The sequence below is a fragment of the Haloarcula sp. CBA1131 genome (assembly GCF_008728975.1).
GTDB classification, from domain to species: Archaea; Halobacteriota; Halobacteria; order Halobacteriales; family Haloarculaceae; genus Haloarcula; species Haloarcula hispanica.
Genome location: NZ_RPCY01000001.1, coordinates 479,595 through 493,323 on the forward strand (window position 1 = coordinate 479,595; position 13,729 = coordinate 493,323).

Consider the following 13,729-nt stretch of genomic DNA (forward strand, 5'->3'; position numbering starts at 1 on the left):
CTGGGAGCATGGTCCCGACAATGGCTGACCTGCAACTCACCGACGACGTGCCGCCGGTTGCCGATGACGGCGTCTGGCTGGCCTGCATCGAGTGTGGTGAGACGTTTGCTCCCTTCGACGAGATTCGCTACACCTGCGACGACTGTGACGGCCTGCTTGAAGTCCGCTACGACGACCTGCCGACCTTCGACGAGTTCGATGGCTCGGGGGTCTGGCGGTACAACGCTGCCCTGCCCTTCGAAGAGGGTGTCACGCTCCCCGAGGGTGACACGCCGCTGCACGAGATGCCGCGCCTGAAAGACGACATCGGCGTGGACGCGCTCCGCGTGAAACACGAGGGGATGAACCCCACTGGCTCGTTCAAGGACCGCGGCATGACCGTCGGTGTCCGGGTCGCCCAAGAGGTCGGCGTCGACCGACTGGCCTGTGCCTCGACGGGCAACACGTCTGCGGCACTGGCGGCTTACGGCGCTCGCGGCGGGATGGAGACGCTCGTGCTCCTGCCTGCCGGGAAGGTCGCAGCCGGCAAAATCGCACAGGCGAGCCTCCATCGCGCGCGCATCCTCGAAGTCGACGGCAACTTCGACCAGTGTCTCGACATCGTGCAGGACCTCGCACAGCGCGGTGAGGCGTACCTGCTGAACTCCCTGAACCCCTTCCGCCTGGAAGGCCAGAAGACCATCGGGCTGGAGATCATGGAGGAGTTCTACGCCGACCACGGCGAGTACCCGGATCGCATCGTCCTGCCGGTCGGCAACGCCGGCAACACCGCGGCGCTGTACAAGTGCTTCCGCGAACTCGTCAAGGCCGGCGCAATCACCGAGGAGCAGGTGCCCAAACTCACCGGCGTGCAGGCAGAGGGTGCCGCTCCGATGGTCGAGGCTATCGAGAATGGATACGAGGACACCCGCCGCTGGGAGGACGTCGAGACCCGCGCGACCGCCATCCGCATCGGCAATCCGGTCAACGCGCCGAAGGCGCTGCCGGGCATCCGGGAGACCGGCGGCACCGCCGTCGCTGTCTCTGACGAAGAGATCACCGAAGCGCAGCGCGACATCGCCGGGGAAGGCGTCGGCGTCGAACCGGCTTCCGCGGCCTCCGTCGCCGGCCTCCGGAAACTCCGGCGCGAGGGCGAGGTCGATAGCGACGAGTCGGTCGTCTGCCTGACCACGGGCCACCTGCTCAAAGACCCCGAGGCGGCCGCTGAGGCCGGGAACGAGCCGGAGCCGGTCGAAAACAGCACCGAAGCCGTGCTGGACCTCATCGAAGAACCGTCGTCGGTCGCCCAGACGGTTCGGCGACAGGCGTCGAAGGCCGCCGACGCGCCGCTGGTCCCGGCGCTGGTCGCCGGCGGCCTCGGCGTCGCGTACCTCTACCGAAAGTACCTCTCGAAGAAGTAACGCCGGCGAGCGCGGTCGCAAACCGCTCCGCGGCTGTACTGGTGCCCCCGGCGGTAAACTGACTGCACCGGCGCTCCGTTCGATATTTTCCTGCCACCTACCCAGTAGAAATATCTATCTGCCCCGGGAATAGCGAGCCAATGGACGCACAGACACGGGGCGCGTCGGGAGTGCTGTACCGGAACACTGCCGTCAAGACGCCGCTTGCGCTGGGGATGCCACTGGCCCAGGTGGTGCTGTGACGGGCGTCTACGAGCGGGCGCTGGGCGAGGCCGCGGCCGACCTCCATCCGAAGGTCCGCGACCGGTACAGCCTCGGCCCGGACGACGGGACGGTCTGTGTCGGTCGCGGCGAGATGGATATTACCCGCGGGACGCTGGTCCTCCCGGCGCTGTACGCGATGACGACCCAGAACATGCTGTTTCCCGAAGCCGGCGAGGACGTGCCGTTCTCGGTGACGACGGTGGCCTACACGACGGACGGCGGTCACGAGGCGATGACGACCCGCCGCGCCTTCGACTTCGGCGACACCACCCGCCTGTTCGACTCGCTGACCGTCTGGGACGCCGAGGCCGAGCGACTGCTCGACTTTCTGGGGACACACGGCCGGATCGCCAGCGAACTCCACCCGCGGGTCGAGGACGGGGCGCTCGTGGTCGCCGGCGGCCGACAGTGGGCCCGCCTGGGCAACCACTACGTTCCCCTGCCGGGACCGCTTGCCGCCGATGTCGAGGTACGTGACCGCTACGACGAGGATGATGAACGCTACCACGTCACCGCGACCGTCGAGAACGACCTCGTGGGTCACATGCTCGGCTATCGGGGGACGTTCACGCAGGACCAGACTGCCAGCGACGGGACGCCCGACGAGCTACGCATCGTCCGCGGGCTCGACCGGCTCCCGCCGCGATGAGCGACCGCGCCGGCGGGTCCCGGCAGCCAGCACTCGGCAGTGTCGCCAAGCCGTCTATCCGGGGCATCGCCGTGGCGGACCTGAGCGCGGTGCTTGGTGCGGTGGTCTGGCTGGCGATGACGGTCACAGGCGAACTGGCCGCTATCGAGCGGGCGCTTGCACTCGCACCGCTCGTGCTGGTCCCGCTCGCGCTCCGAACGGCAGTGACCGGGGGGTTTCAGGGGCCTGCGAATCGGCTCACGACCACAGCCATCTGGCTCCAGTCGGTCGGTGCACTCCTGTTTGCGGTATCGCTGGTCGTTCCGTCACCAGCACTGCTGGCCGCCGCGCTCGCAACGCCGTGGCTTGCGGTCACCGGCCTCCTCGGACTCGCCGCGCTCGCACGGACCCGGGTTCGAAGCGGCCTGACGCTCCCGGAGACGGCTATCGACGCCGGCTTCGCCTACGTCTCAGTTGGTGCAATCGCGCTCCTGCTGGCCCATCTCGACCTGACGTTCTGGTTCGACCGCGTCATCATTCGGCTGACGGCGGTCCATTTCCACTACGCCGGGTTCGTCCTCCCGGTCGCGGCGGGACTGACCGGCCGACACCTCGGTGACCGCTCGCGGGGATTCCGAACCGTTGCGGGTGTCATCCTCGTCGGCCCGGCACTCATCGCGGTCGGCATCGCCTTCTCGCCGCTGGTGGAGGTCGTCGCAGTGAGTCTCTTCACCGTCGCCGTCGCGGCCTTCGGCGTCGTGGTCCTGCGTCGCGTCGTCCCCACCTGTCCCCAACTGCAGGGGCTCTTGCTCGGCATTTCGGCCGTGGCGCTCCCGATCTCGATGGCGCTTGCGCTCGGCTACGGGGTGTCGACGTTCACCGGCCGCTCGCTGGGTCTGACGATTTCGACGATGGTCGCGCTCCACGGCTCGCTCAACGCCTTCGGGTTCGGGCTGTGTGCGACGCTCGGGTGGCGGCTCTCGGTCCAGTGACGCCGGTCAGTGCTCCGCTCGCTCCGGCTCTAACCGGTAGCGCGTCGTCTCCTGTCCGTCGAACAGGGGGCCGTTTCCGGTCGAGGTGAACCCAACCGCCTCGACGGCGGCCCGGACTTCTGATTCGTCTTCCGGCAGCAGTAGCTCCACGGACATGTGTTCCCGGCGCGCGAACTCGATAGGGTCGGTCAGGAGTACTTCGCAGGCGTCGCTCGACCCGGCCAGTTGCGTTACGTGGACGGTCCCACGCTCGGCGTCGAAGCTCACGAACCCCACGATGTCGTCGTCCTCTTCGGCCACGCGGACGGTGCGGTCGTGAACGAGGTTCTGCATCACGTCCGGCGGCCCGTCAGCGAGGGTGGCCAGTCGCTCGGCGTCGTCCTCGATAGCGTCGCGGATATCCATGCATATGTGTGGGAACCCCACGCAAATAAACGGTGTGTCGGACGCTTCGGGTCGCGTTCGCTTCCGTAGCAATAGGTCGTCACGCGACGGACTCTGTCGGGTCCTGCCGACAGTGCGGTGTGGAAACAGATGGACACAGTTATCCCGAGCGACGGATAACGCGAGGGCAATGACTCACGTACACATGGACACGGTGGTAGCATGCGCGTAGTCGCCAAGTTCGGTGGGACGAGCCTCGGGAGCGGCGACCGCATCAACCGGGCCGCTGACTCGATTGCTGCGGCCGTCCAGCAGGGCCACGAGGTCGCGGTCGTCGCCTCGGCGATGGGCAACACGACCGACGAACTGCTCGACGAGATCAACTACGACGCCGACTCCGCGGACCGCGCCGAAATCGTCTCGATGGGCGAACGGACCTCCGTTCGGATGCTCAAGGGCGCACTCGCCGCCCGCGGTATCGAGGCCGTCTTCCTCGAACCCGGCAGCGAGGACTGGCCGATCATCACCGACGAGTACGGCGAGGTCGACGTCGAGGAGACACAGAAGCGTGCCCACGCGCTGGCCGGCCAGCTCAAGGACGTCGTCCCGGTCATCACCGGCTTCCTCGCCGAAGATTATCAGGGCAACGTGACGACGCTCGGCCGCGGCGGCTCCGACACGAGCGCCGTGATGATGGGCGACTACATGGACGCCGACGAAGTCGTCATCGTCACCGACGTCGAGGGTGTCATGACCGGGGACCCGCGTGTCGTCGAAGGCGCTCGGAACGTCGGCAAAATCTCCGTCGACGAGCTCCGTTCGCTGTCCTTCCGCGGGGCCGAGGTGGTCGCGCCGTCGGCGCTATCATACAAGAGCGACGACCTCGGCGTTCGCGTCGTCCACTACCAGCACGGCGACCTGCTCTCCGGTGGCACGTCCATCGAGGGCGAGTTCCAGAACCTCATCGACCTGCAGGAACAGCCAATCGCCTGCGTCACCGTTGCCGGCCGCGCTATCCGGAACAGCCCGGGCATCCTCGCGGACCTGTCAGGCGCTATCGCCGACGAGGAGATAAATATCGAGGCCAACTCCTCGGGGATGGACTCGCTGACGTTCTACGTCGACGAAGACGACGCCGAGGAAGCCGAGGCGCTGCTGCACGCCCGTATCGTCGACGACGAGACGCTCTCGTCGGTCACCGTCGAGGACGATATCGCCGTCATCCGTGTCACCGGCGGCGATCCGAGCCAGTCGGCGCTCGCCCATCAGGTCGTCGAACCGCTGGCCGACGCGCACATCCACCTCTACGACGTGATTACGTCCGCGACGTCGGTCTCCGTGTTCGTCCCGTGGGAGGACCGCGAACAGGCCCTCTCGCTCGTGCAGGACGTATTCTGATCGCTGGGTACTTGTTAGTCGGTTGAGGAGGCCTGCTCGAACCGGCTCGCGGGCAGCAGGAGTTCGCTGACTTCGGGCAGGTGTTTCAGGTTGTAGACGATTTTCGCGTCGTCAGACACCGGTGCGGCGATACACGAGAGCCGAATCCCCTTTTCGGTGAGGTCCGGCGGGAGAATGTGGCTCGCCGGCGACGGCATCTCGCCTTCGACGACTGCGACGGCGCAGTTCGTACACGCGCCGCCGCGGCAAGCAAAGGGCCACGCAAAGCCGTTCTTCTCGGCCGCTTCCAGCAACGTGTCGTTCGGATCGACGTAGAACCGCCCGAAATCAGACGACCGCAAGTTCGCGTCGGCGGCTTTCTCGAACAGATCCTCGTCTTCGAGCGCCCAGCCGTGGTCCTCCAGCACCTCGAAGTTGAGAAACTCCACCAGCGGGTCGTCCGGTTCCGGCGGGGCTTGCTCAGTCTCGGACCCGGGTTCGCCCGTCGGTGACTCGTCCGGTAGCGGGTCCCCGGGCTCGTAGCCGTTCTGCAGTCGCTCGTAGGCGTCTTTGACCGCCTGGAACTCCTCCGTCGAGCCGCCCTGGTCCGGGTGGGCTTCCTTCACCCGCTCGCGGTACGCATCGACGATCTCCCCGTCGTCCGCGTCCGGCGGAATTCCGAGGACCTCGAATGGGGACTCCACACCACACGGTAGCGGTCACGGACATAAATTCCCTCCTCCCGCTGCAGTTTCTGCAGGCTGCCGGCGACAGGCGACGTACACTCCCTGTGGCTACCGGCCCTGCGTCAACCGGAAGCCGATTTGCCGCGGCAGGTCAGCGTCGGTAACCGCGTCGATGACCTCGCTCGTGTCGTAGGCCACGCGGTGCTCCTCGACAGTCAGGTCCGCGAGGTCGAGCACGGCGTAGGCGGCCCGGTGGTTTCCGTCGCGGGGCTGGCCCACGCTGCCGGGGTTCATCACGATACCGTCCCCGTACACCTCGTGGTGCTGATGGTGCGTGTGGCCCATCACGAGCACGTCCTCGTCGCCCAGCAGGTCCGGGCCGAACTCCTCGGGGAACGTGTAGTGGTCCGGGTCGTCCGGGTGGCCGTGGACGAGCTTCACCCGCTCGTCACACACCAGTCGCTCGTCGGGCAGCCCCGCCAGCCACTCGGTCTGCTCGTCGGACAACTGTTCCGTGGCGTGTTCGACACCCGCCTGGGCCATTCCGTTGAACGCAAACGGCGTCTCGACCGCGACGGCCCTGTCGTGATTGCCCATCACCGTCGGAACCTCCTCGGTCGGCCAGGGAACGTCCGCAGGGAGTGCGTCGGTGTGTCCGCGCATCGCGTCGACACAGTCGGCGTGCCAGGGGTTGTAGCCGACCACGTCGCCCGCACAGACCAGCCTATCTACTGGCGGCATGTCCGCAAGCACCGCCGCTAGCGCCACCCGATTGCCGTGGATATCAGAGAGTATGCCGAGTTTCATTGCTAGTGTCTATCCCCTGTGGGGTCTTGAGTGTCGGTCCTGGCTCAGTATCTGTGTCCGCTGCGTGGCCATCCGCTCACTCCCCGTTGAACACTGCCACGTCGAACTCGCCCGCTGACCCCGTGACGCCGGCTGAACAGACGGCGTGCTCGTACTCGTGGTCGTACACCTCGCGGGCTACCTCGCCGGCCTCGGTCGCAGCCAGGTCGAACGCCGTTGGACTGTTCTCCTCGTAGGTCGCCACCAGCGTCGGCTCGGTGACTTCCTCGACCAGTAGCGCGTCCCGGCGGACGGTCCCGATGACCGCGCCCGGGCCGTCGGCGTTGGTCGTCGGGTCCGCCGCGTCGACGCCGACGATGCCGGCGACCCGCGGCGTGTCGTAGTCGTCCTTCTCGAAGTCGAGCGACAGGAGCGGCTCCGCGATAGCGTCCCGTGCCGGATAGCCGAGTTCGAGCTTTTCGGCGATTGGGTCGACGTGAGAACCGTTCCCGATGACCGCGCCGCGCTCGGTGACGCGGACGCCGTTGTAGGAGATGTATGGGTTGTCCGTCTCCGGCGCGTCTGGCGTCGGCTCGACGGTCACTGTCCCGTCGCGCTGGACTGCCTGGCGGTTGGGGAACGAGCGCGAGGAGACACGGTACGCACCGACCTCGGGACTGACGACGACAAATCGTCCAACGTACATACGCGAGTGTGCACAGCACCCCGAAAAAGCGCTGTCGATGTCTTGCCGTCTAGCGTAGGCATGACGCTATTGTTCTCCTGGCGGTGTTGTGTGGGCTGCTGACACGCTTCATGTCCGACCGAATCGCGCAACGCTTACAAAGGGGCACCCGATACTGTAGAGTGCACACAGTCCATTGGGGTAGAGGCCAATCCTGAAGCCTTCTGGGGGCTTCGACCCTGGTTCGAATCCAGGATGGACTATTTCTGTGGCGAGCAAACTCGCGAGCCGCGAAATCGTAATTACTGATTCGAACCCCGCCAGTCGCGCACAGCGAAGCGAGCACGTCTGGTTCTGGTTCGAATCCAGGATGGACTATTCTTGTCGCGAACAACCCGTGAGCGACAGCGTCGTGATTAGTGGACTCGAGTCTTCCACTGGTTCGAACTCATGTGGGACGGGCTTGACACACATCTGGCAAGCGCCGGCTTGCCCGTGGCTACTTGTAGCTTCCTGCCAGAGAGAACATATGGCACCGACGCACGTCCTCGTCCCGCTGGACGGCTCACCGCTGGCTGACGAGGCGCTGACGTACGCGCTGGAGACGTTCGACTGTCGGATTACGGTCCTGAACGTCGTCGCGCCGCTCGATACCGGGATGAGCGAAGGCGGGATGCTCGAACCGGACGAGGACCGCCGGGCGGCGGCCGACGAGCGGGCCGCGAATCTCGTCGACCGGGCGTCACAGCAGGCCAACGAAGTCGGCCGGCAGGTCGAGACAGCCGTCGAGACCGGTGATCCAGCCGAAACGATTCTGGACTACGTCGAGGAGGTCGACGTGGACCAGGTAGTGATGGGTGGTCACAGCGAGACGCGAAACGAGATCGCCAGGCGGTTGCTCGGGACCGTTGCGACGGCGGTCGTCAGCGAAGCCCCGGTGACGGTGACGGTCGTCCGGTAGTCGTCGACCCGGACAGCACGCGGGAGCTTTTCACGCTTGGCTGCCGAGGGCCGCTTCCAGAACCTGATACACGCCGTAGCCGAGCACGACGCTGGTGACGAGTGTGATGAGCCAGAACCCGACAGTCACGCCAATTTTCCGGCGCGAGACGCCGGCGGAGCCGCCAGCCAGGCCGCCGCCGATGACCCCGGAGATGATGATGTTGTTGAACGAGATGGGGATGCCCAGCGCGATGGCGGCCTGTGCGATGATGAACCCGGGAACCAGTGCGGCGATTGAGCGCCGGACGCCCAGCTGTGCGTACTCGCGGGAGGTCGCCTGTAGCAGGCGAGGCGCGCCCATCCACGCCCCGCCGAGGATGCCCACCGCACCGAGTGCCAGCAACACGAACCCGGGCAGGCCGAGTTCGGTGCCGTAGAGGTTCTCCAGCGGGCCGGTCGCGAGGCCGACCTGACTGCCGCCACTGGAGAAGGCGACGACGCTGCCGAGAACGACGAGAAAGGTCTTGATGCCCTTGTCGACGGAGGCCTGGGTCTGCCGGCGGATGTAGTAGAAGCTCCCGGCGGCGACCAGTAGCGTCGCGGCGACAGCCGCGATATCCGTTCCAGCGACCATCGCGGCGAAGCCGGCCAGCGAGCCCTGGTCAGTGCCGGTCGGCGACGGGATGATACTCAACTGGACGTTGGCGACGATACCGCCGACGACGCCGGCGAGTAACGGGACGCCGACCGTCTCGGGGATGTCGTCCCGGCGCAACACGGTCGCGGTGAGATAGGCCAGGCTCCCCGACACTGGCGGGACAAGCAGCCAGAACGTGATGATGCGGCGGTAGGTGTCGAAGACCGGCTGACCGCCCAGCGAGAGCCCGACGCCGACCATCGCGCCCGTCGTCGCGAACGCCGCTGGAACGGGGTAGCCCGAGTAGATCCCGAACGCCATGAACCCCGTCGCGGTCAACAGGCCGGCAATGGCTGCGAGCGATGTGATGGCGACACCGTCGATGAGGCCGGCTCCGACTGTCTCGGAGATACTCCCGCCCTGGGTCAGTGCGCCCAGCGCGGCGAGGATGCCGATCATGAAGGCGGCGCGCATCGTCGAAATGGCGTTCGCGCCGATAGCCGGGGCGAAGGGCGGTGAGTTGCTGTTCGCACCGAGTGTCCAGGCCGTCACCAGCCCGGTGAGCGTCGCGAGGGCGACCAGCGCCCCGAAGACGACGGTAGTCACCGCGTGCTGGGCCCCGTCAGGGCCTGCCAGTTGCTGCTGTGTGAACGCGACCAGATTGTCATTGCCAGCCGTTCACACCCAGTACATAAAATGTCCGCGGCGTCGGTATCGACAGCCGATCGGCCCGCCTTGCCATGATTTGTCGCCGATGTGGCTAATGTGCGACACCGAAGTCTTTAACGCCTATCGACACCGCTGGTGGGACATGTCACAGCGGAGACGCACGTTCATCAGTAGTGTTGGTACCGCAACTGCAATCGGGTTAGCCGGATGCCTCGGTGGCGATGGCGGGGACGGTGACGGAGGCGACGGCGGGGACACCGACAGCGACGGCGGGGACGGCGGCGACAGCGGCCCGGCCGCTCGTGTCGGAATGGTGTACGCGACGGGCGGGCTCGGTGACGGGTCGTTCAACGACCAGGCTCAGACCGGCGCTATCCGAGCGGCAGACGAGCTGAGTATCGAATACGACGAGTCTCAGCCGGAAGCGGTACAAGACTTCGGCAGCCTCCAGCAGCAGTACGCGCAGTCCTCGAACCCGGACTACGACCTCGTCTGCTGTATCGGCTTCCTGCAGGCGGACGCCCTTACAGAAACCGCCGAACAATACCCGGACCAGAACTTCATGATCGTCGACTCCGTCGTCGAGGCGGACAACGTCGGCTCGTACGTGTTCGGTGAGCATCAGGGCTCGTTCCTCATCGGACTGATGGCCGCGAAGCTGACCAGCCAGGACTTCTCGGCTGGAGCCGGATCCACGCAGGGTGACTCCGCGAGCGTCGGTTTCGTCGGCGGCGTCGAGGGTGACCTCATCGGTCGCTTCGAGGCCGGCTACAAAGCCGGCGTCAAGCACGCGGAGGAGGACGTCGAGGTACAGTCGGCCTACGTCGGCGACTTCAACGACCCTTCCGGCGGACAGGAGGCGGCCCTCTCGATGTACGAATCCGGCGCGGACATCGTCTTCCACGCGGCCGGCAACACCGGAACCGGCGTGTTCCGTGCGGCGCAGGAGGCGGGGCGCTTCGCAGTCGGCGTCGACCGCGATCAGTCAGTCACGAAAGAGAACTTCAGTGACGTCATCCTCGCGAGTATGGTCAAACGCGTCGACAACGCGGTGTACACGTCGGTCGAATCCGTCGTCAACGACAACTTCGAGGGCGGTGCCGTGAACACGCTCGGTCTCGAACAGAACGGTGTCGAAGCGGTGTACGGCCAGCAGCTCGGCTCGGAGATCCCACAGGGCGTCAAAGACGAGGTGTCCGAGGTCCGCCAGAGTATCATCGACGGCGACATCAGCGTTCCGACTGACCCCGACAACGCCTGAGACGGATCGTTAAAGCGATTTGCCGATCTGTTCCGCCCCCGCGGTCGGAATTATCCGAAAATAATATACAACAATCCGTCCGAGTCACCGTGGCCACACACGCGGTTGCCGCATATTTTTGCCAGACATGTGGAACCGTGAAGTTAAAACAACGGGAAGGTAACGGCTCAGAGTATGGAACAGGCCGTCCACCTCGATGGTATTACAAAGCGGTTTCCGGGGGTAGTCGCGAATGACGACGTCGATCTGGCGGTTGAGAAGGGGACGGTTCACGCACTGCTCGGCGAGAACGGTGCGGGAAAAACCACCCTGATGAACGTCCTCTACGGGCTCTACCAGCCCACCGAGGGGACGGTCAACGTGCACGGCGAGACACAGCAGTTCGACTCGCCACGCGACGCCATCGACGAGGGTGTCGGTATGATCCACCAGCACTTCATGCTGGTCGATCCGATGACCGTCACCGAAAACATCACGCTTGGGAACGAGCCCCGCAAGTGGCTTGGACTCACGGTTGACAGCGAACAGTCCCGAGAACAGGTCCGTGAACTGTCCGAGCGATACGGGTTCGACGTGGACCCCGACGCCCGCATCGAAGACGTCGGCGTCGGCGTCCAGCAGCGCGTCGAGATCCTCAAAGCGCTCTACCGCGGCGCAGACGTCCTGATTCTGGACGAACCGACGGCAGTACTCACGCCACAGGAAGTTGAGGACCTCTTTCGCGTGCTCGAAGAGCTGACCGACCAGGGCAAGACGATTATCTTCATCACGCACAAGCTCGGCGAGGCGATGGAGGCTGCCGACGAAATCACCGTCCTGCGCGAGGGGAAAAACGTCGGGACGGTGCCGGCCGACGACATCACTCGGGAGGAACTGGCCGAGATGATGGTCGGCCGAGAGGTGCTGCTGGATCTCGACCGGGAGCCCGCCGAGCCGGGCCGGTCTATTCTTGAGGTTTCGGACCTCGTCGTGGAGGACGACCGGGGTGTCCGCGCAGTCGACGGGATTTCGCTTGAGGTCCGGGCCGGCGAGGTACTCGGTATCGCCGGCGTCGACGGGAACGGCCAGTCGGAACTGGTCGAGGCAATTACCGGGCTCCAAATGCCTGACGAGGGGACGATTACCTACGACGGCGTCGACCGGACCACCGACAGCCGCCGGGAGCGCATCGAGGCCGGGCTGGCCTACATCCCGGAAGACCGACAGGAGCGGGGACTGGTGATGGACTTCGACCTCGTCGAGAACGGCCTGCTGGGGAGCCAGCACGCGGCCGACTACACCTCGAAGGGGCGCATCGACTGGAACCACACGCGCGACCACGCGGAGGAGATAATCGAAGAGTACGACGTTCGGCCGCCGGATGCCAACGCCCACGCCAAGTCCCTCTCCGGCGGGAACCAGCAGAAGTTCGTCGTCGGCCGGGAGTTCGCCCGGGACCCGCGTCTCGTCGTCGCCTCCCACCCCACCCGCGGCGTGGACGTAGGGTCGATGGAGTTCATCCACGATCAGATCAACGCGCTCCGCGAAGCGGGCCGGGCCGTGTTGCTCATCTCCTCGAACCTCGACGAGGTCCAGTCGCTCTCGGACCGTCTCGCCGTCGTCTACGAGGGCGAGATCGTCGACATCGTCGACCCCGAGCGCGTGACCGAGGAACAGCTCGGACTGCTGATGGCCGGGCAGCAACCTGACGCCGTCCCGACCATTGCGGCGAACGAGGAGGGTCACCAATGAGCGACGACGGCCCGTCGCGGAACGGCGACGACCCGCCGGCACCGGCCTCGGACGACCGGTGGTCACAGTACCGGCAGCGACTCATCAGGCTGGGCCAGACCTCCGTCGGCGAGCGGATTCTCATCGCCGTCTCGGCGCTGTTGCTCTCTCTCGTCGTCGGGACGGTCATCGTCACCGCTGCGGGACTGATGGCGACGTGTCGGTCGCCGGTACTTTCCTTTGGTTCCACGACGCTGTGCTACGACCCGTTCTACGTGTTCAACCGCCTGTTCCTCGGCGCACTGGGCGACCCCTTCACGGGCGGCTGGTCGCCGCTGAACGCGCAGTTCGCGGCGACGCTTCGGGAGACGACGATTCTGGTGTTCACCGGACTCTCGGTCGCCTTAGCCTTCCGTGCGGGCATCTTCAACATCGGGACGCAGGGCCAGCTCATCATCGGCGCGCTGGCGGCCGCACTGACGGTGTTGTGGGCCGGCTCGCTGGTCTCCGGAACAATCGCCCTCGTTCTGTTCATCCCGCTCGGGCTGCTCGCCGGCGCAATCGGTGGCGGCCTCTACGGTGCGATACCCGGCGCGTTGAAAGCTTACGCCGACGCGAACGAGGTAATTACCACTATCATGCTCAACTTCGTCGCTGTCCGGGTCTCGCTGTATCTCGTCCGGAACCACTTCGCCGACCCGACGAGCCAGGCGACACAGACCCGAACACTGCCCGTCGAGGGACAGTTCCCCTCGATCCTGTTCGACCCGCGGACGGACTTCTCCTTGCTCGCGCTCCTGATTGCGCTCCTGTTCGTCGGCGGCGTCTACTACCTGCTCGAACACACGGCCTTCGGCTACGACCTGCGGACCGCCGGCATCCAGCCCGCGGCCGCGGAGTACGGCGGTGTCGACTCCGCACGGACCATCCTGACGTCGCTGACGCTGTCCGGTGCACTCGGTGGTATCGGCGGGGCCGTGTTCGTGATGATGACGCTCGGGAAGTTCCAGACTGGCATCCCGAGCTACGGCTTCGACGGGATCACCGTCTCCATCCTCGCCGGCAACAACCCCATCGGGGCCGTCTTCGCCGCGCTCCTGTTCGGCGTCCTCAAGTCCGGTTCGAACGTGGTGGCGTTCGCGACTAACGTGCCGCCACAGCTGGTCGGTGTCCTGCGCGGGCTCATCATCCTGTTCGTCGCGATGCCGGAGTTCTTCCGTATCATCGGTCGGCGGCTCGCAAGGGGACAGCGCGACAGACAGGCCACCGCGACCGCGGGAGGTGGTGCCGATGACTAACGACAGCGCC

At 65.9% G+C, this 13,729-nt stretch carries 13 protein-coding genes; 8 read left to right on the plus strand and 5 right to left on the minus strand.

Going from position 1 to position 13,729, the window contains the following annotated elements; all coding sequences use genetic code 11:
• The first annotated feature begins 8 nt into the window (after window positions 1–8).
• The 3 genes from thrC (at window position 9) to Har1131_RS02490 (ending at window position 3,284) form a co-directional block, all read left to right on the plus strand.
• Complete coding sequence (thrC, locus tag Har1131_RS02480) at window positions 9–1,400, plus strand: threonine synthase (RefSeq protein WP_151144934.1); 1,392 nt, start codon at window positions 9–11, stop codon at window positions 1,398–1,400.
• Window positions 1,401–1,638: 238 nt separating this feature from the next.
• On the plus strand, window positions 1,639–2,313 hold the full coding sequence (locus tag Har1131_RS02485) for a DUF4166 domain-containing protein (protein WP_050037267.1): 675 nt from the start codon (window positions 1,639–1,641) through the stop codon (window positions 2,311–2,313).
• Window positions 2,310–3,284 carry a YndJ family protein gene (locus Har1131_RS02490; protein WP_050037266.1) on the plus strand — a complete coding sequence of 325 codons (975 nt, stop codon included), beginning with the start codon at window positions 2,310–2,312 and terminating at the stop codon, window positions 3,282–3,284. Before Har1131_RS02485 ends, Har1131_RS02490 begins: the two co-directional genes overlap by 4 nt.
• Window positions 3,285–3,290: 6 nt before the next feature.
• Here the strand turns inward: Har1131_RS02490 and Har1131_RS02495 are convergent, their stop codons facing one another.
• The gene (locus tag Har1131_RS02495) at window positions 3,291–3,689 is read right to left on the minus strand and encodes a hypothetical protein (RefSeq protein ID WP_050037265.1); all 399 of its coding nucleotides are present in this window, start codon (window positions 3,687–3,689) and stop codon (window positions 3,291–3,293) included.
• 201 nt (window positions 3,690–3,890) lie between these two features.
• Between Har1131_RS02495 and Har1131_RS02500 the strand changes: the two genes are divergently transcribed.
• Window positions 3,891–5,066, plus strand: a complete 1,176-nt coding sequence (locus Har1131_RS02500; protein ID WP_014041676.1) for an aspartate kinase — start codon at window positions 3,891–3,893, stop codon at window positions 5,064–5,066.
• A 14-nt stretch (window positions 5,067–5,080) separates the two neighbouring features.
• Here Har1131_RS02500 and fer read toward each other — a convergent pair whose 3' ends face one another.
• The 3 genes from fer to Har1131_RS02515 form a co-directional block, all read right to left on the minus strand.
• Entirely contained in the window at window positions 5,081–5,749 is a 669-nt protein-coding gene (gene fer / locus Har1131_RS02505; protein WP_050037264.1) for a ferredoxin Fer, read from the minus strand.
• Window positions 5,750–5,839: 90 nt separating this feature from the next.
• Window positions 5,840–6,538 (minus strand): metallophosphoesterase, encoded by a 699-nt coding sequence (locus Har1131_RS02510; protein WP_151144937.1) that lies wholly within the window; start codon window positions 6,536–6,538, stop codon window positions 5,840–5,842.
• Between the two features lie 76 nt (window positions 6,539–6,614).
• Complete coding sequence (locus Har1131_RS02515) at window positions 6,615–7,223, minus strand: IMP cyclohydrolase (protein ID WP_151144940.1); 609 nt, start codon at window positions 7,221–7,223, stop codon at window positions 6,615–6,617.
• Between the two features lie 508 nt (window positions 7,224–7,731).
• On the opposite strand from Har1131_RS02515, the gene Har1131_RS02520 reads away from it, so the two are divergent.
• Entirely contained in the window at window positions 7,732–8,163 is a 432-nt protein-coding gene (locus tag Har1131_RS02520; protein ID WP_014041672.1) for a universal stress protein, read from the plus strand.
• Between the two features lie 30 nt (window positions 8,164–8,193).
• Here Har1131_RS02520 and Har1131_RS02525 read toward each other — a convergent pair whose 3' ends face one another.
• Window positions 8,194–9,387 (minus strand): inorganic phosphate transporter, encoded by a 1,194-nt coding sequence (locus Har1131_RS02525; RefSeq protein ID WP_129755798.1) that lies wholly within the window; start codon window positions 9,385–9,387, stop codon window positions 8,194–8,196.
• A 157-nt stretch (window positions 9,388–9,544) separates the two neighbouring features.
• Here Har1131_RS02525 and Har1131_RS02530 point away from each other — a divergent pair, with 157 nt between their 5' ends.
• The 3 genes from Har1131_RS02530 (at window position 9,545) to Har1131_RS02540 (ending at window position 13,719) form a co-directional block, all read left to right on the plus strand.
• Window positions 9,545–10,711 (plus strand): BMP family protein, encoded by a 1,167-nt coding sequence (locus Har1131_RS02530; RefSeq protein ID WP_050037262.1) that lies wholly within the window; start codon window positions 9,545–9,547, stop codon window positions 10,709–10,711.
• 174 nt (window positions 10,712–10,885) lie between these two features.
• Window positions 10,886–12,442 carry an ABC transporter ATP-binding protein gene (locus tag Har1131_RS02535; protein ID WP_151144942.1) on the plus strand — a complete coding sequence of 519 codons (1,557 nt, stop codon included), beginning with the start codon at window positions 10,886–10,888 and terminating at the stop codon, window positions 12,440–12,442.
• Window positions 12,439–13,719 carry an ABC transporter permease gene (locus Har1131_RS02540; RefSeq protein WP_014041668.1) on the plus strand — a complete coding sequence of 427 codons (1,281 nt, stop codon included), beginning with the start codon at window positions 12,439–12,441 and terminating at the stop codon, window positions 13,717–13,719. Before Har1131_RS02535 ends, Har1131_RS02540 begins: the two co-directional genes overlap by 4 nt.
• The last annotated feature ends 10 nt before the right edge of the window (window positions 13,720–13,729 follow it).

Excerpts from the sequence above, each read along its gene's own strand:
- thrC (WP_151144934.1), top strand. The coding sequence starts at position 9 with ATGGTCCCGACAATGGCTGACCTGCAACTCACCGACGACGTGCCGCCG.
- Har1131_RS02490 (WP_050037266.1), top strand. The coding sequence starts at position 2,310 with ATGAGCGACCGCGCCGGCGGGTCCCGGCAGCCAGCACTCGGCAGTGTC.
- Har1131_RS02495 (WP_050037265.1), bottom strand. The coding sequence starts at position 3,689 with ATGGATATCCGCGACGCTATCGAGGACGACGCCGAGCGACTGGCCACC.
- Har1131_RS02500 (WP_014041676.1), top strand. The coding sequence starts at position 3,891 with ATGCGCGTAGTCGCCAAGTTCGGTGGGACGAGCCTCGGGAGCGGCGAC.
- Har1131_RS02510 (WP_151144937.1), bottom strand. The coding sequence starts at position 6,538 with ATGAAACTCGGCATACTCTCTGATATCCACGGCAATCGGGTGGCGCTA.
- Har1131_RS02515 (WP_151144940.1), bottom strand. The coding sequence starts at position 7,223 with ATGTACGTTGGACGATTTGTCGTCGTCAGTCCCGAGGTCGGTGCGTAC.
- Har1131_RS02520 (WP_014041672.1), top strand. The coding sequence starts at position 7,732 with ATGGCACCGACGCACGTCCTCGTCCCGCTGGACGGCTCACCGCTGGCT.
- Har1131_RS02530 (WP_050037262.1), top strand. The coding sequence starts at position 9,545 with ATGTGCGACACCGAAGTCTTTAACGCCTATCGACACCGCTGGTGGGAC.
- Har1131_RS02535 (WP_151144942.1), top strand. The coding sequence starts at position 10,886 with ATGGAACAGGCCGTCCACCTCGATGGTATTACAAAGCGGTTTCCGGGG.
- Har1131_RS02540 (WP_014041668.1), top strand. The coding sequence starts at position 12,439 with ATGAGCGACGACGGCCCGTCGCGGAACGGCGACGACCCGCCGGCACCG.